This window comes from Chromatiaceae bacterium, from assembly GCA_016714645.1.
Lineage (GTDB): Bacteria > Pseudomonadota > Gammaproteobacteria > Chromatiales > Chromatiaceae > M0108.
Window position 1 is genome coordinate 354,510 of record JADKCI010000004.1, and the last position, 25,771, is coordinate 380,280.

At 65.4% G+C, this 25,771-nt stretch carries 13 protein-coding genes; 3 read left to right on the forward strand and 10 right to left on the reverse strand.

What is annotated here, in order from left to right:
• Positions 1 to 84: 84 nt before the first annotated feature.
• The 5 genes from IPN92_13525 to IPN92_13545 all read right to left on the reverse strand — a co-directional run bounded on the left by IPN92_13525 (position 85) and on the right by IPN92_13545 (position 14,739).
• Complete coding sequence (locus IPN92_13525; protein ID MBK8639235.1) at positions 85 to 3,546, reverse strand: response regulator; 3,462 nt, start codon at positions 3,544 to 3,546, stop codon at positions 85 to 87.
• Between the two features lie 166 nt (positions 3,547 to 3,712).
• The gene (locus IPN92_13530) at positions 3,713 to 4,624 is read right to left on the reverse strand and encodes a transporter substrate-binding domain-containing protein (GenBank protein MBK8639236.1); all 912 of its coding nucleotides are present in this window, start codon (positions 4,622 to 4,624) and stop codon (positions 3,713 to 3,715) included.
• A gap of 723 nt (positions 4,625 to 5,347) precedes the next feature.
• A complete protein-coding gene (locus tag IPN92_13535) occupies positions 5,348 to 14,032 on the reverse strand; it encodes a cyclic beta 1-2 glucan synthetase (GenBank protein MBK8639237.1) in 8,685 nt (2,894 codons plus the stop codon).
• A 66-nt stretch (positions 14,033 to 14,098) separates the two neighbouring features.
• Positions 14,099 to 14,386, reverse strand: a complete 288-nt coding sequence (locus tag IPN92_13540) for a hypothetical protein (protein MBK8639238.1) — start codon at positions 14,384 to 14,386, stop codon at positions 14,099 to 14,101.
• 134 nt (positions 14,387 to 14,520) lie between these two features.
• Positions 14,521 to 14,739 carry a hypothetical protein gene (locus IPN92_13545; protein MBK8639239.1) on the reverse strand — a complete coding sequence of 73 codons (219 nt, stop codon included), beginning with the start codon at positions 14,737 to 14,739 and terminating at the stop codon, positions 14,521 to 14,523.
• Between the two features lie 285 nt (positions 14,740 to 15,024).
• On the opposite strand from IPN92_13545, the gene IPN92_13550 reads away from it, so the two are divergent.
• Positions 15,025 to 15,735 (forward strand): Crp/Fnr family transcriptional regulator, encoded by a 711-nt coding sequence (locus IPN92_13550; protein ID MBK8639240.1) that lies wholly within the window; start codon positions 15,025 to 15,027, stop codon positions 15,733 to 15,735.
• Positions 15,736 to 15,969: 234 nt separating this feature from the next.
• Here the strand turns inward: IPN92_13550 and chrA are convergent, their stop codons facing one another.
• From chrA to grxC, 4 genes are all read right to left on the reverse strand, one after another.
• Complete coding sequence (gene chrA / locus IPN92_13555) at positions 15,970 to 17,334, reverse strand: chromate efflux transporter (GenBank protein ID MBK8639241.1); 1,365 nt, start codon at positions 17,332 to 17,334, stop codon at positions 15,970 to 15,972.
• Between the two features lie 158 nt (positions 17,335 to 17,492).
• The gene (locus IPN92_13560) at positions 17,493 to 17,954 is read right to left on the reverse strand and encodes a hypothetical protein (GenBank protein ID MBK8639242.1); all 462 of its coding nucleotides are present in this window, start codon (positions 17,952 to 17,954) and stop codon (positions 17,493 to 17,495) included.
• 20 nt (positions 17,955 to 17,974) lie between these two features.
• The gene (locus IPN92_13565) at positions 17,975 to 18,430 is read right to left on the reverse strand and encodes an RNA-binding S4 domain-containing protein (protein ID MBK8639243.1); all 456 of its coding nucleotides are present in this window, start codon (positions 18,428 to 18,430) and stop codon (positions 17,975 to 17,977) included.
• Complete coding sequence (gene grxC / locus IPN92_13570; protein ID MBK8639244.1) at positions 18,427 to 18,681, reverse strand: glutaredoxin 3; 255 nt, start codon at positions 18,679 to 18,681, stop codon at positions 18,427 to 18,429. The genes IPN92_13565 and grxC overlap by 4 nt, the downstream gene beginning before the upstream one ends.
• Before the next feature lie 171 nt (positions 18,682 to 18,852).
• Between grxC and pepN the strand changes: the two genes are divergently transcribed.
• Entirely contained in the window at positions 18,853 to 21,486 is a 2,634-nt protein-coding gene (gene pepN, locus IPN92_13575) for an aminopeptidase N (GenBank protein MBK8639245.1), read from the forward strand.
• Positions 21,487 to 21,515: 29 nt separating this feature from the next.
• Positions 21,516 to 21,830, forward strand: coding sequence for an AF1514 family protein (locus IPN92_13580; GenBank protein ID MBK8639246.1), 315 nt, complete (start codon positions 21,516 to 21,518; stop codon positions 21,828 to 21,830).
• 177 nt (positions 21,831 to 22,007) lie between these two features.
• Here IPN92_13580 and IPN92_13585 read toward each other — a convergent pair whose 3' ends face one another.
• Positions 22,008 to 25,472, reverse strand: a complete 3,465-nt coding sequence (locus IPN92_13585) for a mechanosensitive ion channel (GenBank protein MBK8639247.1) — start codon at positions 25,470 to 25,472, stop codon at positions 22,008 to 22,010.
• Positions 25,473 to 25,771: the final 299 nt, after the last annotated feature.

Consider the following 25,771-nt stretch of genomic DNA (forward strand, 5'->3'; position numbering starts at 1 on the left):
CCGCGCTCCACGGGACCAGGGGGTTGGCCACGCCGTTGCGAAATCTCGGGATCAATACCCTGTCACCCCGGGGCTGGTCCGGCATCAGGCCGCCCGCCTATCCAGGAAGTGCTGTAAGACAGCGTTGGTGGCCGCCAGCAAACGCTGGAATTCGGGGAAAACCTCGGCCCCCCGGGCCAGGTTGCCCACCCGCCCACTGTTCTCGAGCTGGAAGGCGACCTCATGGAGTGGCTCGTTGCCGATGTTGCCCGTGGCGCCCTTGATGGAGTGGGCGTGGTTGCGCAGGGCCTCGGCGTCGCCCCGTTCCAGGGCCGCGGCGATCTCGGTCAGGAGGTACGCCGACTCGCCCAGGTAGACCTCGGCAATCTCCGCGGCTAGCTCATCGTCGTTATCCAAGCGTTCCAGCAGGTCCTCGATGCGGAAAACCCGCTCGGGTGGGGCGGCAATCTCCGGCGGGTCCACTTTCCCGTCCGCGTCCGCCGCGGCGTCCTTCAGGTGATACGCCAGGGTGGCGGCCAGAAGCTGACGCTGCACGGGTTTGGTCAGGAAGTCGTCCATGCCCGCCCCCAGGCAACGTTTCCGGTCGTCCGCCGTGGCGAAGGCGGTCATGGCGATGATGGGCTTGTGCTTGCCGGTGCCGGCTTCGTGGAGGCGGTACAGGCGGGTCGCCTCCAGGCCATCCATTTCCGGCATCTGTACGTCCATCAGCACCAGGTCGTAGGGTACGGAATAGAGGGCGTCGAGGGCCTCCTGGCCGTTACTCACCGCATCCGCACGGTAGCCGAGCTGCCAGAGTATGGCCAGGGCGACTATCTGGTTGGTGACATTGTCCTCGGCCACCAGGATGCGGAAGGGCCGCCCGGAGGCGTGTCCGTCGGCGACCGCCGGCTGGCGCGGCTGGGTGCGGTGGCGGTTGCGCGGCGGGGTGCGTTCCTCGAACAGGCGCAGCAGGGTGCGCTGCAGGGCATTGCTTTTGACCGGCTTGGGCAGAAAGGCGGCGAAACCGGCGTGCTCCAGGGCCGCGGCGTCGCCGATCTGGTTGCGCGAGGAGAGCATGATGAGCTTGGGCGCACCGAATTCGTCGTTGGCCAGGATGGTCTTGCCGAGCGTCAGGCCGTCGGTGTCGGGCATCATCATGTCCAGGATGACGATCTCCACCGGGTGCTGATCGGCGACAGCCTCCTTGAGGCGCAGGAGCGCCTGGTCTGCATTGTCGGCCTGGTGGACCACACATTCGTAGGCCCCCAGGTACTCGCGGAAGACGCGCAGGTTGGTGGCGTTGTCGTCCACCACCAGGACGTGCTTGCCGACCAGGAGCTTGCTGCCAGGGTCGAGGGGCTTGACCGTGGCGTCAACTTTGAAGGGCAGGGCGAACCAGAAGGTGGACCCCTTGCCCGGGGTGGAGTCCACCCCGATGGACCCGCCCATCATCTCGGTGAGGCGCTTGGAGATGGCCAGGCCCAAGCCGGTGCCGCCGTAGCGCTTGGTGGTGGAGGCATCCACTTGAGAGAAGGAGCGGAACAGGCGGTTGCGGTGCGCCTCGGGAATGCCGATGCCCGTGTCGATGACCCGGAACAGCAAGTCGCAGTGCCCGGGGTCGGACCCCTCGTCGACCCGCTTGATCTCGATGGCCACCTCGCCGCGTTCGGTGAACTTGATGGCATTGCCCGTGAGGTTGACCAGGATCTGGCGCAGTCGCCCGGAGTCGCCGCGCAGACGTACGGGGATCTCGCGGGGCAGCAGGCAGGTGAACTGCAGGCCCTTTTCGTAGGCGCGCTGGGCCAGGATGTCGGCCACGTCCTCCACGGTGGTGCGCAAGTCGAAACCGGCGACCTCCAGTACCACCTTGTTGGCCTCGATCTTGGAGTAGTCGAGGATGTCGTTGATAACGGTGAGCAGGGCATCGCTGGAACTGCGGATGATCTCCACAAACTCGCGCTGCTCCTCGTCCAGGGCCGTGTCTAGGAGCAGCCCGGTCATGCCGATGACCCCGTTCATGGGGGTGCGGATCTCGTGGCTCATGCTGGCCAGGAACTCGCTCTTGGCCTGGTTGGCCGCCTCCGCGGCCTCCTTGGCCGCCACCACGGCCTCCGTGGCGCGCCGGCGCTCGCTGACATCGCGGATGCTGGAGCGCTGGCCCAGGCAGGTCCCGTCGGTGTCGTAGATGGGCTGCCAGGACAGGGCCACCCACAGAATCTCGCCGTGCTTGTGGACCAGGCGGAACTCCAGGTCGCTGCCCTGGCTGACGCTATAGCTCTTCAGGGCCTCGCGCAGTATCGGGCGGTCCTCCGGGTAGACCATGGGCAGCGGGTATTCCTGCATGTGCAGGCACTCTTCCACCCGGTAGCCGGTGAGGCGCTCCACCGCCGGATTGACCCACAGCAGTCGGCCCTGAGGGTCAGTCCAGTTCTCCCAGTCGTAGGTGAAATTGGCGATGGCGCGGAACTCCCGTTCCCCCTTGGCCAGGGCCGCCTCGGCGCGCAGGCGCTCGGCGATCTCTTTCTCCAGGGCGCGGTTCTTATCCTGGACCTCCTGTTCGCGGCGCGCCGATTCGGTGAGGTGGGCCTCCAGGGCGGCGGCATGCAGATTGAGCTGAAAGACCATCACCAACCCCCCCAGGACCAGGGCCGCCAACAAACCCAGGCCGAGCATCTGTTGCCAGGGCTGGAGGTTACCCTCCACCTGCGATACCGGCGCGATCTCCACCAGGTGCAAAGGGGTCCCCTCCACCGGGGCGACCGAGGCCAGCATGGGGACCGGGCCGTTGGGCCGCTGGGCGGTATAGTGCAGGGCCTCGCGGGGGGGTGGGCCAGACGGGATGCGCAGGCCTTCCAGCAGGGGGTTCGGTGCCCTCCCCACCGGTTCGAGGCCCGCGGCGGTGGCGCTCACCAGCAGGGGCGCGAAGGCCTCGGTCGCATCGCCATGGGTGAGCATGGCGCGGTAGAGGTCCTGGGGGTTTAGCCAGGCCAGGATCTGACCGGCGTACTGCTCCTTGAGGTAGTAGGCGCTGGAGACCAGCAGGGCCCGCCCCCCGTCCTGGGTCAGGATCGCGCCTTGGCGCAGGTGGGGGTCGAGAAAGCTCTTGAACTGGCGCGGGTCTGGGTCCTCGGCGTCCGCCAGGGTATCCGCCAGGGTATCCGCCACGGTGTCGCCATTGGCGTCGATGAGCAGGATGCGGCGGTAGATGGGTCTGCCGTCGATCTGTTTACGTTTGATCAGATTTTCGAAGCTAATATGGACGTAACGCTTGTCCGCCTTCTCGGTAATGCCGATGTCCTTGGCCTTATTGTCGAAATAGACAAAGAGTGGCGGGGCCAGGGCGAGGTTTTGCAGGTCGTCACGCCGCTCGGCGAAGAAGTACTCCAGGGCTCCGGCGCGCCGCTCGGTCTCCTGATGGACCTTGTCGCGCAACAGGTCCTGCAATCGGGCGGTGGCCTGGAAGTTGCTGTAGAGCAGGAAGGTGACATAGCCCAGCAGGGCAATCCCCGAAAGAACCGTAGCGACGGCATGCTTTTGCGACAGCTTGGCAGTGGGTTTGTCGGTCATGGCCTGAGGTTCGATCTCATGGGGGCTGGTCTGTCACGGTCCGGAGGGGCCCCGCGCGAGCCTTGAATGGCCGGGGATCGCACCTGGCTGGGCCCCGGGGGGGTGCTGGGTTGTGCCGCGGTCGCCACCGGGTCGGGGTGGTGTCGGTCCAGGGCAGCCGGGGGAGTTATTGCTTGACTGGGAGGAAGTTCGGGAAGTAGTCGCAGACAAAGGGGTAGTACTTGTTGACCAGTTCAGCGAAGCTGCCATCGGCGCGCATTTCGGCGAGCATCTTGTTGAACTCGTCGCGCAGCTTTGGTGAGTCCCGGCGGAAGGCCGGGGCCATGTCCTGCTCCTCGCTCACCGGGCCTATGATCTTGATCTCCCCAGGCCATTTCTGAAGGGCGACCAAGGCGTCGGGGACATCGAGCAGGGTGAGTTCGGACTTGTTGGCGATCATGGCCGGGGCCAACTCGTTAAGGCCGCCCTCGAACAGAGAGATCTTGGCGCCGGTCTTCTCGATGTCGTAAAGGCGCGGGTCCAGGCAAGTATCGACCTTGCCCATCAGAGACTTGTCCTTGAGCACTGACTTGGTGGCGAGGATGTCGTCCGCCAGGGACCGGGTGGGGCGGATGGGCGAGATCGCGGAGTCGGCCCGCGACACCAGCCACACCTGGTTGGGGAAGGTCACGCCGCCGAAGAGCACGGCCTGTTGTCGCCAGGGGATAATGGTCACGCCGTTGGCCAGCACATCACCTTTGATGGGGACCTCGGCCAGTACCTCGAACTCGTTCCCATGGGCCTTGATCTCCTTACCGGTGAGGTCGCCGAAGGCCAGCGGCCAGTCGGTTTTGACATATTCGTAACGTACCCCGATGCGCTTGGCGAAGCGCTGCATCAACTCCACGTCCATGCCATCGCCGGCACCGGTGACGAAGTTGGCGTAGGGGATGCCCAGGTGGCGCAGGACGCCGGCGTCCTTGACCTCGTCAAGGTCGATGGCGGCGGCCAGGGCCGCGGGTACCGTCAGGATGGCGGCCAGGGCCAAGAGGGTGGCGGCCGCAAAGTGGCCAAGGTGGGCTTGGGGGCTGGCGGTCATCGAGTCCTCCACAGCGCGTGCTGGGTGAGTGGTGAGGCAGGGAGGGAGGGGTAAGGGGACGGAATTCCAACCGTTTGGCGGACGATAACACCCCAGCAAGACTCGCCGCAAGGTCCCGCGCGAGCCAACCAGAGCTGCCCCCATGACGCCCCCTACCAAAGCCGTATCCAGCGCCTCCGCCGCCGGGAGGCCATCCTGCCGCGCGCCACCACCCTGCTGGAGAGTGCCTGGGTATCTCGGGTCGTCAGGTCTAAGTCGCCCGTACCAAGGCTGTCGGGACCCGGATCGGAGCGATCAGGAAAATACTCATTAAATCATTATACTAGGGGCCGCTACTTCATTACGCTAACGCCTCGGCGCCTTGAGCAGGGCGTCTTGGCCACCCTGATGGAACTCGATCCGTCTTGGCGCCGGACTTGGTCGGGTCGAAGCCCCGCAATGGGACCGAGAACTGGTGGGCATACGGGTCCCGGTCACCCACCAACTGCCGCGCCAGCGCCTAGAGATTCTGCTCGGCGCGGCGGATCGACTCCTGGAAGCAACCGGCGCCAGGTTGTTCAGTACCCGTACGTCGCCGCCCGGGCCCTCGGCGCCCATGGTGTATGAAGTGGGATAACATACAGGAGGGACCCGATGGCGGTGGTCGGGAAAAAGACGTAACGCAACTTGCCGCCAGACTTGTGGAGTGTCTGCCCGAGCACCATCCTTTACCGACCCTTCGCCTTAGTCACCTTTCCGAATTGAACATGATTTCGATACGGACAGCCTGACCTCGACGGTATGTTCGCGGCGGTCATCCACTAGCGGGACCTTAGAGTCGTTTCGCTCGACTCCATCCACCGTCACCCGCGTCCCGCCTTCTCCGCCGGCCACTTGGGTCACGGCGATCCGGTAGAGCGTCTCCCGATAACGGTAACGCAACTTGAACCCGGCCCAATCGGCGGGTAGGCAGGGCACGACATACAGGGTATCGTCCTCGAGCCGCAGCCCCAGCAGGGATTCCAGGATCAGCCGATACATCCAACTCGCCGAGCCGGTATACCAGCTCCAGCCGCCGCGCCCGATATGCGGCACGACGCCATAGACATCGGCTGTGATGACATAGGGCTCGACCTTGTAGGTTGCGATGTCCTCGGGCGAGCGCCCGTGGTTGATCGGGTTAATCATGGAGAAAAGCTCCCAGGCCTTCGCCGCATCGCCCAGGCGCGCGAACGCCATCGTTGCCCAGATGGCTGCATGGGTGTACTGCCCGCCATTCTCGCGCACGCCGGGCACGTACCCCTTGATATAGCCCGGATTCAAATCGGAGGTGTCGAAGGGCGGATCCAGGAGTTGAATCAACCCGGCATCCCGGCGTACCAGGTGTGCATCCAGCGCCGCCATCCCCGTGCGTGCACGCTCCGGATCGCCGGCCCCGGAGAGCACCGACCAGCTTTGCGCGATGGAATCGATCCGGCATTCGTCCTGACTCGCCGAGCCCAGCGGGGTACCGTCGTCGAAATAGGCGCGCCGGTACCAGCCGCCATCCCAACCATGCTCCTCGATGTTCGTGCGCAACCGGGCGGCCTCTGTCAGGCAGCGCTCCACGAAGGGCTCGTCGCCCTGCAGGCGCGCCACCGCGCAGAACTGTGTGAGCACCTCGTAGAGGAACCAGCCCAGCCAGATGCTCTCGCCCCGGCCCTGGATCCCGACCAGGTTCATGCCGTCGTTCCAGTCGCCGGATCCCATCAGCGGCAGTCCATGTTCGCCGAATCGCAGGCCGTGCAGGATGGCGCGTACGCAGTGCTGGTAGAGACTCGCCGATTCCTCGGACTGACCCGGGAGATCGTAGTAGGAGTCGTCCTGCCCGCTGACCAGGCGGCCCTCCAGGAACCGGGTCGTTTCATCCAGCACCTCGGTATCCCCGGTGGCCAGGACATAGCGGCAGGTCGCCAGCGGGAGCCAGAGATAGTCGTCGGAGCAACGGGTGCGTACCCCACGGCCCGAGGGCGGATGCCACCAGTGCTGGACATCGCCTTCCGGAAACTGACGTCCGGCGCACAGCAGCAGGTGCTCGCGCAGCAGTGCGGGCTCGGCATGGACGAGTGCCATCGCGTCCTGCAACTGGTCGCGGAATCCGAAGGCGCCGCCCGACTGGTAGTAACCGCTGCGCGCCCACAGGCGGCAGGCCAGAGTTTGATAGAGGAGCCAGCCGTTGGCCAGGACGTCGAGCGCGGGGTCCGGGGTGTCCACCTGCACGGCGCCCAGGGTATGCGTCCACTGCGCCTGGATCGCCTCCAGCGCGGAGCGGGCGGCGGACGCCCCGCGGTAGCGATTCACCAGTGTGCCGGCATCATCGGCACCACGCCGACCGGCCACGCCCAGCCGGAAGACGATTTCATGGGTTTGCCCGGCGGCCAGATCGACGCTCACCTGGAGCGCGGCGCAGGCATCCAGACCGGCACCAACCTTTCCGGAAAGCCGCAACCGCGTCAGCGCGGCCGGTGCCCCGAGGGTTCCGTTGCGCCCGATGAATTCAGTCCGGTCGCCGCTGACGGTCCGGGTAGGATCGTCCACGTCGAAAAAGGCGCGGCGGTCGGCAAATTCGGTGTTGTAGGGGTTATGCGCGAAGAGCGCGCCGCTGATCGGATCGATCTCGGTGATGACGTGCAGGGCCGACTTGGGACGCAGATCCCCGAGCACCCACTCCACATAGCCGGTCGCGGACAGCCGGCGCGCCTGATTTGACCGATTGCGCAGCTTGAGCACCGAGAACTTGATCGATGCGTCCACCGCGACGTAGACCCACAACTCCGAGGCGATGCCATCCTCGGTGTGCTCGAAGACGCTGTAGCCGAAGCCGTGCCGGCTGACGTATTCCGACGCACCGCCGACGGGCAGCGGCGTGGGTGACCAGAGGTGACCGCTCTCCTCGTCGCGCAGATAGAAGGCCTCGCCGCTCGCGTCGCTGACCGGGTCGTTGTGCCAGGGCGTGAGGCGGAACGCGTGGGCATTCTCGCTCCAGGTATAGGCCATGCCGCTCGCCGAGACGACCGTCCCGAAGTGCGCGTTTGCCAGGACATTGACCCAGGGTGCGGGTGTCGTCCGGCCGGGCGCGGTCGTGATGAGGTATTCGCGCCCGTCGGGGGTGAAGCCGCCCAGCCCGTTGTCGAAGAGGCGCTGCGCGGGACCGTCCGGCTCCGCGTCGCCGGCCGATTTGGGCTCGACGCCGCGACTCCATCCCGCAAAACGGCTGCGGGTTGGGCGTAGGAGCGGGACAGGCGCTTGCGGCGGAGCGCGCCGACCGAGCTGTTCGACCAGATTACCCCGTGTATCACTGAGGATGACCCGTGCCACGGTCTGGAAGAGGATGCGGTCCTCGTTGGAGATCTGATCGGCCGGGCGGACGAAGATGCCGCCGGGTCGGTCGATCACATGCGCCTCGGCGCCCGCGGCGATCAAACCCAGGATCCGATCCTGGAGCTGCTGGCGGTAACCGGCGCGATCCTCGTTCCAGATCACCAGATCCACCGTCAATCCCTTCAGGCGCCAATAGGCATGCGCCTGTACCAACTGATGGACCAGCTCGATGTTCTCCGGGTCGCCGATCTGCACCAGCACCAGCGGGACATCGCCAGAGACCGCATGGCTCCAGAGCCCGGATTGTCCGCGCCGATTTTGAGCGAGCACGCTCGGCTTGGCGCGCAGCGAGGCATTGGCATAGAGGATCGAGCTGGCCAGGCGTCCATAGAGCTGCACGTCGGACTGGCTGGCATTGATCTGGCGCAGCACCACCTGGCTGTGGGTCCAGGCCAGATCGAAGACGCGATCGGCGAGGCGCTGATCCCGGTATTTCTCGACCAGGCTCATGGCGACCTCGCGACTGTCGCCGATGCCGGTGACCCGATCGATGGTAACGAATTGATCCAGATCCAGGGTGATGGCATAGCGGATCACGGCCACGGGATCCAGCACCGAGCCCGCGCTGCCCGAGAGGGCCTCAAACCCGTGCATCGCCTGCGGATCGGCGACGGTGCGGTCGCGCCCGATGAAGCGCATCCGGTCCGTTTCATAGGAGGGCGCGCCGCAGTCGGCCCCGCGCACCACCATCAGGTGAAACATCCAGGGCGAGGACTCCTCCCGCGAGCGTGGCCGGCGGGTGCAGAGGATCGCCGGTTGCGGGTCGAGCAGCTCGGTCTGCACGAAGAGGTTGCTGAAGGCCGGATGCGCCGCATCCGCGGCGGGCGGGGCGAGCACGACCTCGGCGTAACTGGTGACCTCGATGACCCGGCGGTTGCGCGAGCGGTTGGTGATGCGCACCCGGCGCAGCTCGATGTCGTCTTCCGGCGAGACGGCGATCTCGGTATAGGACTCGATCCCCTGATCGCGACGGCGAAACTCGGCGCGACCCTCCGAGAAGATGGCCTCGTAGCTGTCCGGCTGTTTGAGCGTCGGCTGATAGGCGGTCGACCAGAAGTCGCCGCTCGCCAGGTCGCGCACGTAGCAAAAGGTACCCCAGTGGTCGCGGGTGGTGTCTTCGTACCAGCGAGTGACGGCCAGATCCTTCCAGCGACTGTAGCCGCCGCCCGCGTTGGTGACCATCACGTGGTAGCGGCTATTCGACAACAGCTTCACCTCGGGGATTGGCGTATTGGGGCTGGTGAACACGCGCATCTCCGCATCCTGACTGCTGGAGGTGGCGCGGATGTCGGTGGGCTCGCCGGTCGCGTGCAGATAGAAGGAGGGTGTCTTGGGGATGCGCTCCTGCAGCAGCAGAGCGGTCGCCTGAAACATCGGTGCCGCCATAAAGCGTCGCTGCATCGGACGGTCCAGAAGCAGATAGGCGAGCGACAGAAAACTCATGCCCTGGTGATGGGCCATGAAGGAGCGCACCACGGCGCTCGTCTGCCCGCGGGGGAGCCGGGACGGCGTGTAGTCGATCGCCTCGTAAAAGCCGTAGCGGCCTTCGAAACCGCTCGCGGTGAGCCGCTGGAGATTCCGGCACGCCGCCTCGGGCGCCACCATCAGCGCGAGCGCGGAGGCATAGGGTGCAATGACCAGATCCTCGGCCAGCCCGCGTTTGAGACCCAGGCCGGGCACGCCGAAGGCGCGGTACTGATAGTTCAGATGGAGATCGACCGTGTTGTAACCGGATTCGGACACGCCCCAGGGGACACCGCGCAGTGTGCCGTACTCGATCTGTCGGGCCACCGCCGTCCGATAAGTCCGGTCGAGCAGGGTGTTGTCGTAGGTTGGCATCACCAGCAGCGGCATCAGGTATTCGAACATGGAGCCGCTCCACGACAGGAGCGTCGACTCGCCGGCAGCGACGGTCAGCAGGCGGCCCAAGGCAAACCAGCTCTCCTGCGGCAGATGGCCCTGCGCTATCGCCACGAAACTGCCCAGCCGCGCTTCCGAGGCCAGCAGGTCGTAGAAGCTCGCATCCTGCCGCCGCTCGCCGACGTTATAGCCGATCGCCAACAGATGACGCGACGGGTCGTACAGGAAGTCATAGTCGGCCTGGGCCAGCTCGCCGGCTTGGAGGGCCAGGTGTTCGAGCGCGGCGATCCGCTCGCGGGCTGCACCGTCTGCATCCCGGTCCGCTTCGAGCCTGGCGAGCTGCCGGAGCGTCAGGGACAGATCGTGAGACCCTTCCGCTCCGACCGACACTGGGGTCGCCAGCGAGGGCGCAAGCAACAGCAGATCGTTCAGGAGGGCGCGGCATTGACGGTCCAACGCCCATGCCCATTCGTTCGCGGCGCCCTCGGTGTGCGCATCCAACGCCTGCGCCGCAGCCTCGGCTGCCGTTGCTAATGACGCGAGATACTGACGAGCCGTCGCCAGCGTGGCGGGCGGCGACTGCGAGGCCGACTTCAGGATCTGCCGCAATGGCATGAGCGCTGGGTGCGGGACGTCATTGCGATGCGGTTCGGGACCGGCTTCGAGCGTGTCCGCCAGAATCTCGAAGCTGTCCTCGATTCCCTCCAGCCAGCGAGGGTTGAGAACGGGGGCGTCGATCAGTGCGAGCAGACCAGGCTGCAAGGTCAGCAGATGACCCGCGAGGTTGCCGCTGTCCACCGACGAGATATAGAGCGGGGCGAGCGGCTTGAGTGTCTGGGTGTCGTACCAATTAAAGAAATGGCCGCGATAGCGCTCCATGCCAGCCATCGTGTCCAGCGTGTTAGTCGTGCGCTCGATCAGTCCTGAGACCGGCAGATAGCCGAAATCATAAGCGGCCAGATTCGCCAGCAGCGACATCCCCATATTGGTCGGCGAGGTGCGATGCGCGACCACGGCCACGGGATGCTCCTGATAGTTGTCCGGCGGCAGCCAATGGTCCTCCGGCCCGACGAACCGCTCGAAGAAGGCCCAGGTCTTGCGAGACAGGTTGCGGAGAAAGCGCACTTGGTCGATCGTCAGGCGGGCCTCGCGACGCGTCAAGGGGCGACTGATCCACCAGGCAATGGTGGGCGCGGTCAGCCAGAGCAACAGGATCGGCCCCGCGACGATCAGCAGGGCCGGGTTGAGCCAGGCCAGTGCCGAAGTCGTGACCAGGGCCAGCAGGGGTGCAATCCACATCGCCCTGTGAACGGTGACGATGCCCCGACGCGAGCGATCCAGGTCGCCCGACGAGGTCCATTCCAGCAGGTGTCGATGGCTGACCCGCATCCGCCAGAGGGTGCGGACCGTGGCATCCAGGCTGAAGTACCCCTCGTAAGGGAGACAGGCGACGGTGAAAAGCGCCTGGGCCAACTGCCGGACCGCCGTGCGGAGCGCGGCGGCAAGGTGATCACGCCAGCGCACGTCGCCCGGCTTTTGCAGGCCGTTCAGGAGTGCGGTCAGCAATGACGGAATCAGGGAGATGCCGAGCACCGCCAGGGTCCATAGCCCAGGGGACGCCGTGAGCGTCCAGCCCAGCACGAACAGCAGAGTCAGGGCCGCCGGCACGAGACTACGCCGCAGATTATCGGCCAGCTTCCAGCGCGACAGCGCCGAAAGCGGGTTCTGCCGCGGGCGTCCGTCGAGACCGGGAACGCGCGGCAACAGCCAGCACGCGATTTGCCAGTCGCCGCGAATCCAGCGGTGGCGTCGGCTCACGTCCGCGCTGTAACTCGCGGGATAGTCTTCGTACACCTGCACATCGGAGACCAACCCCGACCGTGCATGGCAGCCTTCCAGCAGGTCATGGCTAAGGATGCGATTTTCCGGAAACCGGCCTTCGAACGCCTGCTCGAAGACATCGACATCGTAGATGCCCTTGCCGATGAAGGAGCCTTCTTCGAACCAATCCTGATAGACATCGGAGACGGCGTGGGTATAGGGATCGATGCCGGCGTCGTCCCCGTGCAGCCGCGCATACCGCGATTGGTTGGCGCCGGGCAGACTGACGGCCACCCGCGGCTGCAGAATACCGTAGCCCTCCGAGACCAACTGCCGATCGCGGTCGTAGTGTGCCCGATTGAGCGGGTGTGCCAGGGTCCCGACCAGCTCCCGGGCCGCATCGCGCGGGAGTTGGGTGTCGGTGTCCAGAGTAATGACGTAGCGCACACCAAGCAGGATCCTCGTCTCGCCTACGATCGTCGCGAAGCGATCGGCGGCCCCGCCGCGCAACAGGGAGTTAAGATCGGCGAGCTTGCCGCGTTTGCGCTCGTAACCCATCCAGATCCGTTCTTGCGGATTCCATCGACGCGGGCGGTGGAAGAGGAAAAAGCAATCGCCGCCGTCGCGTGGGTATTTCTCGTTCAGGGCCTCAATCCCTTGGACGGCCAGCCGGAGCAGTGGCTCGTCTTCGGGCTGCGTCTGCGCCGGTGCATCGCGAAAATCGGTCAGGAGTCCAAAGAGCAGGCTGTCGTCCCGATTAGCCAGGAACCGGACCTCCAGCCCCTCGAGCCGCGCCTCGATGTCCACCGCGCCGGTGAGCATGGTCGGGGTCACCACCAGGGTGCGCGATTCCGACGGAATGCCGTCGGAAAAATCCAGGCTCGGCAGCGGATAGGGTGTCGCGAGCAAGGTGGCCAGCCAGTTCACCAGCGCCACCGCGAGCTGACTGGTGCCCAGCACGGCGGGCACCGCCAGGAGCAGTAGTAGCCAATTCGACAGGCTGTCGGGCTGCGCCAGCAGCGCCCCGGTGAAGAACACCGTCAACAGGAGGATCGCGCCCAGATAGAGGAACAAGGGAAACCGCCGACCCCGTCGCTGCAGCGACTCCAGGCTACAGAGGCGGGCCCGCGCCCGGTGCTCCAGTCGCGGCAATCCGCGATCGATCAGATAAAACCCCACATGCGCCGCGCGCTCGCCGGCGTCGTTCCCGACCGCGCCTTCGCGCGCCAGCTCGACCGCCCGGCGCGCCACATCCGCCTCGGACAGGGGGCTGTTCTTCGCGACCTTCTCCACGACGTGGCGATAACGGTCGCGGGTGGCAAAATCCATCCGGCCGTAAATCCCGCCCGGATCCTCGCGCAAGGTCTGCTCGACCAGGCTCATGGATTCCACAAACTCGCGCCAGTCCGTCGCCCCGAGGAAACGCAGACTGCCGATGCTATTGCCGATAGAGACCTGGTCGGCGGCCTGTTGCTGGTTCTCGACCTGCACCAACTGCTCGATGGTCAGGCCCGACTCGGCGAGATGATGCTCGATCCAGGTCAGCGGCAGGGCCAAGGCGGAGCTCTGCCCCTGCAGTCGACGCGCCAACTCCGCGACAAAGGCGCTCGACAGGGGCGGGGTCGGGCGCGCCATGTCGGCGATCACCAGGATCAGATTTTTGGGGTCCTGCTCGACCATCGCCATCATCCGATCGGCCCAGCCATCGGCCATGTTCTGGTCGGTTCGGCTGGCGGCGATGAGGACCGCGACACGGCGCAAATTCTCGATTAGCGCCAGTCGCAGCATGATCGGGATGGCCCACAATTCGCCCAGCCGCAGGGTGGCGACCGTCTGATAGGCCGCGACGAAACGGTTGAGGTTCTCCGGATCTACCCGACCATCGCCATGGGCGATGATCTCAAGCGCGAGGTCATAGACGCGCGGCAGTCCGGCGGATGGTCCCTGGAGCAGGCGCGGCAGTTGCCGGCTGTAGCCCTTAGGAAGATGTCGCTTTGCGGTGCGGATCTGATCTTCGATCAGATAAAAATTGTCGAGGAGCCATTCGCCGGCCGGCGCGATCCGACGGTTCTCCGTGACGGCGGCCATGAGTAATCGGCAGACGCCGATCAGGATGGTTTCGTTCTCGGTCAGGCGAGCGAGCAGAGAATCCGGCGGATGTCCGGGCATCAAGGCGTGGGCATCGGCCAGGCGCTTGCCGTGCTCTTCCATCTGCACGGTGCTGAAGAGCTCCGAGCGCAGCGGTGGCTCATCGCCGACAAAGCCTTTGATCGAACCCTTGCCGGGAAGCCATCGCCTGAATTGGAGCAGGGTATCGCGAATCGCCAAATGACCCTCCTTCAAGTTTCCCGTCTCCGATAGCTTGAGGATTGTGCTGATAAGACTCCGGGTGAATTACTTGTAATGCGATTTGAACGTATTGAAAGAATCCTTGAATGCCTCCCAGACATGCTCGGCTTCCGCTTTGACCTGCGCCCAGTTACTTTCGGTAGCCGCCTGCATCTCCGCTAGTTTTAGCTCGCCTGCCGCACGCGTAGCACGCAATGCCACGAGTTGCTCCTCGTATTTCACCTTGGCATCCTCCCTAATTTCATGCGCCTTCTCCTGGAGCGTGTCGATTTCGGTATTCCAGGCATCCAGTTGCGCTTTCATTTCCGCAACGGATTCGTCTTTTTTGATCATGGTTCTTGCTCCTGTTCCAGACTGTAGGTGTAAAGTGTCTCGTTCATCGAGGTGACAATGGCCGAAAACCGACTTTACGGGAATTAAATTTCTCCGGACGGGAGACCGGGTTTCGGTCTCTAGAGCGGTCGAGCTCAGACGTTCCTCGGCACGAACAACAGCAGCCCGCCGACCACGATCGACGCCACACCGGCCCAGATCGGAATGTTGACCGTCTCGCGGTCCTGGACCGTCAACTCGAGTGGCCCTATCTGGGCCTGCGTGGTTTCCTTCGTATAGCTGAAGCCGCCATATGCCAAACCCAGGCTGCCGCCGATGATCAATGCCACGCCTGCAATCTTGAGTGCGTTCATTTCGTCTCCCGAAATAGATAAAACTGTGTTCTAGTCAGATTGCGGGGCGATCCCTCGGCTCCCAGTCGAAAAGGGCGATGCGTGTTGAAGATTTAGGTTGACACGGCATCACCGGCCTGGTCTGTACGCCATCGCACATAATGACGAGGGTCGGCAGGTTATGTTTGTTAGCGCACTGAATGATCAGGTTTTCCGACGTAACCTTTGAAGTGAAGCGAGGCTCTCCCAGGGAACACCCCCTTGCCGAATGTTTCCGTTCCAGCCCGGCCAACGAGGAGACCGCACATGCATCCCGAGAAGAACTCCAATCCCTTCGACAATCGTCTTCTCGCGTCGTTGCCGGACGATGAGTATCGGCAGGTGCTGGCGAGCTGCGAGTCCGTCGAGCTTGCGCGCGACGAGGTGATCAACGAACCGGGCGAGCAGATCCGTCACCTCTACTTCCCCACCGATTGCTTCTTCTCTCTGGTGACGCCACCGATCGATCACGCCGGTCTGGAGGTCCGACTGGTCGGCAGTGAGGGGATGGTCGGAATACCACTTATCTTGGGGATCGAAGTGACGCTGCTGCGGACCGTTGTCCGTGGCGCGGGTCCCGCCTGGCGCATGACCGCGGAGCGGTTTCCGGTGACACTCGGAAAGAGCATCGCACTGCAAACTACGCTCAACCGCTACCTCTTCGTGGTGACGAACCAGGTCGAGCGGATGGTCGCCTGCACCCGTTTCCATGTGCTGGAAGCCCGTCTCGCCCGCTGGCTGCTGATGACCCAGGACCGGGCGCATTCGGATCACTTCCATGCCACCCATGAGTTCCTGGCCCTCTTGCTCGGGGTGCGCCGGGTCGGCATCACCAAGGCCGCGACGGCGCTGCAACAGCGCAATCTCATTCACTACAGCCGTGGCGACATCCGAGTTCTCGATCGGCCGGGCCTGCGAGCCGTTGCCTGCGCCTGTTATGGTCAGTCGGAAGCCTTGTATGAACGGTTCCTGGGCTGATCCAGCAACGCCTGGACTTGGGCTGTGAGCGGTGCCTCAATGCTCTGGGCATGTCCGTACGATAAGGCACTGTGGCGGCTGGCGTTGAGCAGATCCCGACAGTCCACCAAGCCGACCGCCGTCCGGCAGCGGGAAAGTCCGACAGGCTGCTAGCCGAAGGCGGTGGCGAAGAGGTCGAGCAAGGCAGCCACCCCCAGTGCCGGATGGGGCGGGCGTTGCCCGCGGCCTATGCCCTCAGATCAACAGGGAGTAGCCGAGCCCGGCCAAGGCACTGACGCCGATAACCGGGATGATACCGATCCTGTAGCGCCACAGGGCGAGGAAGGCGGCGAGGGTGATGCCCAGCGAGAACCACTCGAAGCGCCCGGCGAAGGGGGCGGAGTCCGTGGCTTCAGGCCACAACACCTGCCAGGCGAAGAACAGGGCCAGGTTTAGGATCACGCCCACCACGGCGGCGGTGATGCCGGTCAGCGGCGCGGTGAACTTCAGGTCATGCCGGGTCGCCTCGACCATCGGGGCACCCACCAGAATGAAGAGGAAGGAGGGCAGGAAGGTGAAGAAGGTCGCGACACTCGCCCCGGCGATGCCGGCCAGGACTAGGGCGTCGGGACCGAACAACTCCTTGGTCCAGCCACCGACGAAGCCGACGAAGGCGACCACCATGATCAGCGGCCCGGGGGTGGTTTCCCCCAGGGCCAAGCCGTCGATCATCTGCTGACCCGTCAGCCAACCGTGGGTCTCCACGCCACCCTGATAGACATAGGGCAGCACCGCGTAAGCGCCGCCGAAGGTCACCAGGGCCGCCTTGGTGAAGAACCAACCCATCTGGGTGAGCGGCCCGGCCCAGTCGTAGGCTAGGTATAGGGAACCCTCCACGAGGGTCCAGATCCCCAGGCCCACCAGGCTGTAGACCAGGGTGCGCGGCCAGGAGAAGCCGGCATGCTCCGGCGTCGGGGTGTGGTCGTCGATCAGGGCCGGGCCATGGCTCTTGTTCGAGGCGCCGTGACTGCCGCCGGTCTTGAACGCGTCCGGGGCAAGGCGTCCGCCAAGGTAGCCGATGATTCCCGCCGCCAGCACGATGTAAGGGAAAGGAATATTCAGCGCAAAGATCCCCACGAAGGCCGCCGCGGCCATGGCCCACAGGACCCCGTTGCGCAGCACCCGGGAGCCGATGCGCCAGGCGGCGAAGACTACGATGGCGGTCACCGCCGGCTTGATTCCATGAAGGATGCCCGCCACCACGGGCACGTCGCCATAGGCCAAATAGACCCAGGTCAGGGCGATCAGGATACCGAGCGACGGCAGCACGAACAGGACCCCAGCCAGGATGCCCCCCAGGGTGCCGTGCATCAGCCAGCCGATGTAGGTCGCGAGCTGCTGTGCCTCGGGGCCCGGCAGGACCATGGTGTAATTCAGGGCATGCAGGAAGCGATGCTCGCTGATCCAGCGCCGACGTTCTACCAAGTCCGTGTGCATCATGGCGATCTGCCCCGCCGGGCCGCCGAAGCTCACGAAGCCGAGTTTGAACCAATAGAGGAAAGCCTCGTACAGCGAGACCGGGGCGGGTGGCGCGATTGGCGGTGCCGGGGCCGTGTGCATCGCCTCTGGGGTTAAGGACATGGGGATACCTCTGGGATTGGGTCTTGGTTTGAAGACGGGGGGCGGGTCACCGCCACCCCGGCGCGCTAGGCAGGTCCAGCCGGTTGCCCACCCCCACCGGCAGGCCGGTGACACCCATGATGATGCTCAACACCCACTTAGGGGCGCTTGGCCCGGGACCGCTTGCGCCCCTGGAAGGCGGCGATCTGCTGGAGGATGGGCTGGAAGGGGATCTTGGCCAGGTCGCCGAAGCGGTCGCTGGCGGCGTCCAGGACCTGGTCGATGTCGGGGATGTGAACGGGCACCGACTGATCGGGCTCCAGGGCGGCGTGGAGGCCGCGCAGGCCACCGACCTGCACGCGCATGGCCTGGGCGTGAGGTAGGGAGGGGCGCTGGTCGGTGGCCTTGAGGGCGAAGCGGGCGTTTCGACGGACCAGGGCCAGGAAGGCCTCGCAGCGGGTCTGGGAGGCCGGGGCGCCGCAGCGCACGCCTTCGCGCTCGGCGATGCAGAAGCGCTGGGCGTGACGACAGTCGCCGTTGCGGGTGAGGAGGGTCTTCTCGTAGGGACAGCCCTGCTCCCTGATGGCCTGATAGGCCTGGCGGAACATCTCTTGGTCCATGGGTGGGCTCTGGCTCCTGGTCAGGTCCGTATCGGGGGCTGGGTCTCCCCCTTGTCGGTGAAGCGGTCGATCTGGCGCCGGTCACGCTTGGTGGGGCGGCCGGGGCGGTCGGCGAGGGTCCCCAGCTCCCGGCGCTCCCGCGCCAGGGCCTGGCGGCGCTCGCGGCTAGCCTCGCCTTCCGCGTAGAGGAGGGCGGCCTCGGCGGCGGGGCGGCGCTGGGGGGCGAGGGCCAGTACCAGAACCTCCCAGACCAGGGAGTCCTTGTGGATGATCAGGCGTGCACCGGGGCGGATGGGACGGCCGGGCTTGGCGCCCTGGCCCTCGACCTCGATCTTGCCGCCATTGATGGCCTCGGCGGCCAGTTGGCGGGTCTTGAAGAAGCGCGCGGCCCAGAGCCACTTGTCCAGGCGCTGCCCCTCGGCGGCGGCGGGCGCCCCGGTTCCCGGACCCCCTGGCGAGCGGGCGGCCTGGCTCATAGGCCGAGCCGGGGGTCGAGTTCGCCGCGGGCCTCCAGGGTCGCCAGGTCGTCGTAGCCACCCACGTGATAATCGTCGATGAAGATCTGGGGCACGGTCCGGCGCTGACTGCGCCGCATCATGAGGCGCATCTGCTCGGCATCCAGATCGACGCGGACCTCCTGGTAATCCACGCCCTTGCGCCGCAAGAGGTGCTTGGCGCGGTCGCAATAGGGACACAGAAGGGTGGAATAAATCATTACGGTGGGCATCTTGGTTGCCTGCGATTTTCGTTTTTCAAGGTCGGGAATGGCCTGGCCGGTTGAAATTGGCGCTGCGGGCCGGAATTAAAGTCTTATGTTTGGCACCTCGGGGTCCCCTTGCCCTTGTAATGCCCGGTCCCCGCTCCGTCAAGGCGTTTCATCACTCGCGCGAGGAGTCCCATGCCCAGCACCGCCCCCACCCTCATCCGTCTCGCGGACTACCGCTCCCCCGATTTCCTCATTGACACCGTGGCGCTGAGCTTCCGGTTGGCGGCGGCGGAGACCCAGGTGGCGGCCACTCTGGAACTGCGCCGCAACCCGGCGGCGACGCGGGGTGATGGCGGCCTGAGGCTGGATGGGGAGGGGCTCGAACTGGAAGGGATCGCCCTGGACGGCCGGGAACTGGTACCTCATGAATATGCTGTCGATGACGAAGCCCTGACCCTCTTCCAGGTGCCGGACCGGTTTCGCCTAGAGACGCGGGTGCGTATCCACCCCGACCGGAATACCGCCCTGGAGGGTCTGTATCTCTCCAATGGCATGCTCTGCACCCAATGCGAGGCGCAGGGCTTTCGCCGTATCACCTATTTCCTGGATCGCCCCGATGTCATGGCCCGCTTCTCCGTCAGCCTGGAGGCGGACCGGGGCCAGTATCCGGTCCTGCTCGCCAATGGCAATCCGGCCGGGACCGAGGAGCTGCCGGATGGCCGCCATCGGGCCTGCTGGGATGATCCCTTTCCCAAGCCCAGTTATCTCTTCGCTCTGGTCGCGGGGGATCTGAGTCGGGTCTCGGACCGCTTTCGCACCGCCTCCGGGCGGAAGGTGGCGCTGAATATCTGGGTTGAGCCGGAAAACCTGGATAAGTGCGGCCACGCCATGCGGGCTCTCAAGAATGCCATGGGCTGGGACGAGGACCGCTACGGGCGGGAGTACGACCTGGATGTCTATAACATTGTCGCCGTCAGCCACTTCAACATGGGCGCCATGGAGAACAAGGGCCTCAATATTTTCAACGCCAAGGCCGTGCTGGCAAGCCCGGATACGGCCACCGATCAGGACTTTCAGTGGGTCGAGGGAGTCATTGCCCACGAATACTTCCATAACTGGTCGGGTAACCGCGTCACCTGCCGGGATTGGTTCCAGTTGAGCCTCAAGGAGGGCTTCACCGTCTTCCGGGATCAGGAGTTCTCCGCGGACCGTGGCTCCCGGGGCGTCAAACGCATTGCCGACGTGCGCCAGTTGCGCGCCCGCCAGTTCGCCGAGGACTCGGGCCCCCTGGCCCACCCGGTGCGGCCGGAGTCCTACATCGAGATCAGCAATTTCTATACCGCCACCGTTTACGAGAAGGGCGCGGAACTGGCGCGGATGCTGGCCCAACTGCTGGGGCCCGCCCTGTTTCGGCGCGCCACTGACCTCTATTTCAGCCGCCATGACGGCCAGGCAGTGACGACGGATGACTTTGTCGCCTGCATGGAGGCGGTGAGCGGGCGGGATCTTGGCCAGTTCAAGCGCTGGTACAGCCAGGCGGGGACCCCGGAGCTTGAGATCGTCGGGACCCATGACCCCGCTGCCCAGACCTATGAAATGCGGGTGCGCCAGCAGACCCCGCCCACCCCGGGGCAGCCCCTCAAGCAGGCCCTGCATATCCCGCTGGCCCTGGGCCTGCTCGACCACCAGGGCCGGGATCTGGCGCCGCGACTCGCGGGGGAGACGGGGGTGGTCCGGGCGGGCACCCGGCTGCTGGAGGTGCGGGAGCCGGAGCAGGTCTTCCGCTTTGTCGAGATGCCCGAGCCGCCCTTGCCCTCCTTGCTGCGCGGCTTCTCGGCCCCCGTTAAGGTCCGTTTTGACTATAGCGATGCGGATCTCCTCTTCCTCATGGCCCATGATAGCGATGGGTTCAACCGCTGGGAGGCGGCTCAGACCCTGGCCCAGCGACTCCTGCTGGCCTGGGTGGCGGAGCCGGAGCGGCCGATCCCGGCGGGCTTTTTCGAGGCCGGCCGACGCGCCCTGACGGATCCGCGGGCGGAGCCGGCCCTGATCGCGGAGATCCTGACCCTGCCCAGCGAGTCTTATCTGGGGGATCAAATGGCGGTGGTCGCCGTGGAGGCGATCCATCGGGCCCGCGAGGCCCTCCTGTCCCGACTGGGGCAGGAACTGCGGGAGGAGTTCCGGTCGAGTTATGACAGGAACCAGGAGAGCGGACCCTACGAGCCCAGCCCCGAGGCCATGGGCCGGCGCGCCCTCAAGAACCTTTGTCTGGGCTACCTGGTAGCGGCGGGGGAGGGCGAGGCCCTGGGGCTCTGTCGGGACCAGTTCGCGGCTGGCCACAACATGACGGACCAGATCGCCGCCCTGCGGCTGCTGGTGGATGCGGGCAGCGCGGCCGGGGCGGCGGCCCTGGCGGCCTTTTATGATCAGTGGGCCGGCGATGCCCTGGTCCTCGATAAATGGTTCGCCATCCAGGCGAGCGCCAAGGGGCCGGGGACCCTGGAGCGGGTGCGGGGCCTGCTGGGGCATCCCGCCTACAGCCCCACCAACCCGAACCGGGTGCGCAGCCTGGTGGCCAGCTTCTGCGCCAACCCCGTGCCCTTCCATGCCCCCGATGGCGCCGGCTATGCCTTTCTGCGCGAGCGCATCCTCGAACTGGATCCCCTCAACCCCCAGATCGCCGCCCGCATGCTCCAGTCCCTGGTCCGCTGGCGCCGCTACGACGCCCATCGCCAGGGCCTGATGCGGGCGGAACTGGAAAGCATCCTGGCTGTCGGGAAGCTGTCGAAGGATGTCTACGAAGTGGCCGTCAAGGGCCTGGCCTGAGCGTGGATAAGGAACTGGAGAAGACCGAAATGACCCACGACCACCCCGCTTTGACGCGGGTAAACCTCGATCCCGACCCGCCCCTGGTGGACTACCTGGGCGCCATGGGTCTGGCGGATCGGGAAGCAAGAGCCCGCATGGGTGATTGCATACTGCTGTCCTGGTACGACCGGGACCGGGATTTCGAGTCGCCCCAGCACTCCAGCGAGTGCCACCTCGACTGCGCGACGCCCGGCTACGTGGACTATGGCATCCACCACGGCGCCACCCTGATGCTGGATATCGAGGACGGGCGTTTCGTCTTTTTCTACCTGTCCCTGGAGCTGTCGACCCAAAACACCTGAGCCTTCGGTATTTCGGGCCGGGTGGTGTCTCGCGGGGGACGCCGTAAATACCTCCCTGTAGGCTTGACGACAGCATCCTTGCTGTCGATACCCCCGCCAGTCCCTACCCGGCCCTGCCGAAGCGTGACTCGCGCAGGGTATAAGTCGGGTCGGCGGTTCCCGCCAGGCCCTGGGGCCTCAGACCGGTGACTCCACCCCGGGCCCGGGCCTTCCGGGGCCTTCGCGGCGGATACGCACCTCCAGGGGGTCGGAGGCACGTAAGTGAATATCACGCTGCGGGAAGGCGAGGGAAATGCCATGGGCGCGGAATTTGTCCAGAATTATCTGTTGCAGATCCGAAATGACCGGCACCCGATCCTCCACCTCCGAGACAAAACCGCGCGCCTGCAGCATCAAGGCGCTATCGCCAAAGCGTTCAAAAATGAAGCTGGGCTCCGGCTCCTTCAGTACCCGCTCATTGCCCGCCACCGCCTCCTCCATGAGTCGTATCGCCAGGCGCACGTCGTCGTCGTAATCGATGCCGACGCTGATGACGACCCGGTTCAGGGAATCGCTCAGGGTCCAGTTCAGCAGGTGGTTGGTGATGAATTCCTTGTTGGGGACCAGGAGCTCCTGGCGGTCCCAGTTGCGTACCGTGGTGGCGCGGATGCGGATCTTGGTCACGGTACCCGTGGTTTGGCCGATGGTCACCACGTCACCCACCCGCACCGGGCGCTCGAACAGGATGATGATGCCGCTGATGAAGTTGGCCACGATCTCCTGCAGGCCGAAGCCGATACCCACGCTCAGGGCCGCCACCAGCCATTGAACCCGCCCCCAGGAGATGCCCAGGGTGCTGGAAACCGTCATGACGGCGAGGGCGATGAGTATGTAGGCGGTGAGGGTCTTGATGGCGTAGCGGGCCCCGGAGGAAACGGAAAAGCGATCCAGCAGGAGGATCTCCAGGAGGGCCGGCAGGTTGCGGACGGCGATGGTGGCCATGGCAATAGTGGCGAGGATGAAGGCTACGCTGGCCAGGGAAAAGGTCTTGAGCTTCTCCTCGCCGTCCACCAGGCCCATGTAGGTCCAGAGGGCGATGTCCTGGAGTCGGGTAAAGGCGGGTACGACGTCGGACCAGATGGCCCAGAGGCCCAGCAGGGCCCCCACGAAGATAACGGCGTTGAGCAGGCGCCGGGTCTGCTCGTCCAGGGTCACCAATTCCATGCGCCGCTCCGCGACCGGGTGGACGGTCCCGGGGCTGGCATCGGAATCCCTGTGCTCCGGGGGATGATCCAGGGCGGCCTGCAGCGCCAGGCGGCGGTGAGTGACCCCGAGCCAGCGCAGGATGGATTGCTGCAGGATCACCAGAATCAGGATCAGCCAGAGCTGCTTGACCAGGGAACCGAAGAGGGTGGCGGCGGTATAGACAAAACCGGCAATAGCCAGCGCGGACAGCCCCAGGGGGATGGCGAGGATGCCGAAATACCAAAAAAGCCGTAGCCGGTTGGGCCACCCCTCCGGGTGCAGGGATAGGTAATTCTGCAGGACGCCCTGGGTGGGATGGATGAGCCGGCCCAGGAAGAGAGTCAGGCCCAGCATGAGGGCGATCAGGCTGAGACGTTGGAGCCCGAGGCCGAAAGTAGCGTTGGGATCGGCGAAGAGCAGGGCGACGACGAAGGCGATGGGCACCAGGAGCGCCGATGCCCAGGTCAGTTGGCGCCGGATCAGGCTCAGGACCGACCCGGTCCAGCGGAAATGACGGTCGGCCACCCCGCCGGGCATGCACAGCAGTTTGAAAAAGCGCAGCGAAAAGAAGCCCGATGAGACGGCAATCAGGGCGAAGCCAACGCCCTTGGTGAAGGTCGTCGCCGCTGGCGACACCTCCAGTCGCCAGCCCAGGTCGGCCATCAGGAGGGGCCAGCCCAGGGCCAGAAGGATGGTGTAGGCCAGCCCAGCGAGGGTATGACGGAAGCTGTCGGTCTGGACCCGCCGCAGGCGCTCGGCGCCGTTGAGAATGGCCAGCCTATAAAACCGCTGCCGAAAGATCAGCCAGACCAGGGGGGCCAGGGTGATCCAGAAGACCGGTGACCCGCTCGCCTCGTACAGGAGCACTTGGCCGACCTGCAACCAGTGGGCGGGTGTTAACAGCCAGGCCAGGCCGCGGGGCACCGAGGTGAAGCCGTCCATTCCCATGATGGGCGGGGCGCTGCGGGTCCACAAGAGATGCTGGGCCAGAAACTCCTGGTAGGCGTTGACGGTGCGCAGCAGTTCCTGGGCGGCGAAGTCCAGTTCGCCCAAGAGGCGCAGGTAGGCCTGGTTAGCCTCCTGGGCCTGGCCGAGGAGTTCCCGCTGACGTTCGAGCTGCTCCCGGACCTGGGCCCGCAGCTCGGGCGTGACTTCCGCGGCGGGTAGCGAGGCCAGGCGCTCATCGACCTGGCCATCCAGGTCGCGCAGGCGCTGCAGGTCCTCGTTGTAGCGGATCTCGCGCAGACTGGCGTCGGCGATACGATGTTCCCGCTCGCGGTTGGCCTGCTCGATCTCGGCGATATCCGGGAGTTGCTGGCGGCTGTTCAGCAGGACCTGGCCCATGGCCTCGGTGAGCCCGGAAATCTCCATCCGTTGTCGGGTGTTGCGGTATTCCTCCTCCAGCCGCTTGGCCTGGGCGCGGAGCTGAGTCAGTTCGGCCGTGACGGCGCCCTGGGCGCCCGTGGCCTCGCCGAGCTTCTCGGTCAGGTCGGCGTTAACCGCCGCCAGTTCCCCCACCAGAGGGTGCCGCCCCGAGGCGGCGACCGTAGCCGCCTCGGCCTGCCGCTTGGCCAGCTCCGCTTCGGCGAGGCGGCGCTGACTCAACGCCTCCCGGAGAAGGGCGACACGGGTCTGGGTGCTTTTGAGCTCCAGTTGGTGCTTGTCGCGTTCCGCCCGCAAGAGATCCTCGCGCACGCCCTGGGACAGGATCTCCCGATCCAGACGCGCCAGCTCGGCGCGCAAGGCGCGTTGGCGCGTGTCTTGAGTCAGGAGACGGGCCTCCTTGGTGGCCGCGGTTTCGCCTTCCGGGGCCGGCTGTGCGACCTCCGTCGCAAGATCATCCAGGGCCTTCCGGCTGTCCTGAATACTTTGCCGGGCAGCCGTCAGGGTTTGGGGCCAGTCCGAGAGGCTTTTGTCCAACTCGCCGAGGCGGGTGGTGAGGGTGGCCTCGTCGGCGCCCGCCTGGGTGAGATGCTGTTCGAGTTCGAGGATCGGGATATCGTCCCTGGGGGCCTGCGGCTTGTCGTCGGCTTTAGCCCGCAGGACCTCGATTTCCTTGCGCAGGCGCTGGATCTCGGTCGGCGCGTTCTCCAGGGTCTGGGCCAGGGCCGCCGCCTTGGCCTCCTGGTTGCGCATGACCTCTAGGTTGCTGAGGGCCTTGCGGTAGAGTTCGGTCAAACGCTTGGCGGTCTCGGCATCGCTGGCGCCCTCCAGTTCCTTGATGCGGGTCTCGATCAGGCGAATGGTGGTCGCGGGGTCTTCCTTGGCGGCGAGGATGTCGCTGACGACCTGCCGATTATCTTCCTCCCGCGCGGCGTCGGGCTTGGCCTTGCCCTCGGGCGCGGCCAGGGCATGACCGGCGCCCAGGCAGAGCCAGGCCAGCAGGAGGATCAGGGAACCGAGGCGGGTAAGGGGCAAGGTATGACTCCGTTGGGGTGGGCTTCCTATGGTCCCGCCACGGCTCCCGGGAAGCAAGCCGGCGAGGCGAGATGACCTTAGCCGAGACCCTGATTAGGGCCGCCAGGCGGGGTCTTGGCGGGGAATCCTCACCCGAGTTGGTGTTCAGGGCGAGGATTGCGGGCTTGGCAAAGGAAAACCTTGTCAATTTCCGCGCGGACTGGCTATAGTTCAGTTACGTTGCCCGCGCCAGCGACGCCAACAAGTAATAACCTTGCGGCGCCTTATTGTGTTTTTTTGTTTTAGAAAGGGAGGGGGAA

Coding starts and splice junctions, on each gene's coding strand:
- IPN92_13530 (MBK8639236.1), bottom strand. CDS start 4,624: ATGACCGCCAGCCCCCAAGCCCACCTTGGCCACTTTGCGGCCGCCACC.
- IPN92_13540 (MBK8639238.1), bottom strand. CDS start 14,386: ATGATCAAAAAAGACGAATCCGTTGCGGAAATGAAAGCGCAACTGGAT.
- grxC (MBK8639244.1), bottom strand. CDS start 18,681: ATGCCCACCGTAATGATTTATTCCACCCTTCTGTGTCCCTATTGCGAC.
- IPN92_13525 (MBK8639235.1), bottom strand. CDS start 3,546: ATGACCGACAAACCCACTGCCAAGCTGTCGCAAAAGCATGCCGTCGCT.
- IPN92_13550 (MBK8639240.1), top strand. CDS start 15,025: ATGCATCCCGAGAAGAACTCCAATCCCTTCGACAATCGTCTTCTCGCG.
- IPN92_13545 (MBK8639239.1), bottom strand. CDS start 14,739: ATGAACGCACTCAAGATTGCAGGCGTGGCATTGATCATCGGCGGCAGC.
- IPN92_13580 (MBK8639246.1), top strand. CDS start 21,516: ATGACCCACGACCACCCCGCTTTGACGCGGGTAAACCTCGATCCCGAC.
- chrA (MBK8639241.1), bottom strand. CDS start 17,334: ATGCACACGGCCCCGGCACCGCCAATCGCGCCACCCGCCCCGGTCTCG.
- IPN92_13560 (MBK8639242.1), bottom strand. CDS start 17,954: ATGGACCAAGAGATGTTCCGCCAGGCCTATCAGGCCATCAGGGAGCAG.
- pepN (MBK8639245.1), top strand. CDS start 18,853: ATGCCCAGCACCGCCCCCACCCTCATCCGTCTCGCGGACTACCGCTCC.
- IPN92_13565 (MBK8639243.1), bottom strand. CDS start 18,430: ATGAGCCAGGCCGCCCGCTCGCCAGGGGGTCCGGGAACCGGGGCGCCC.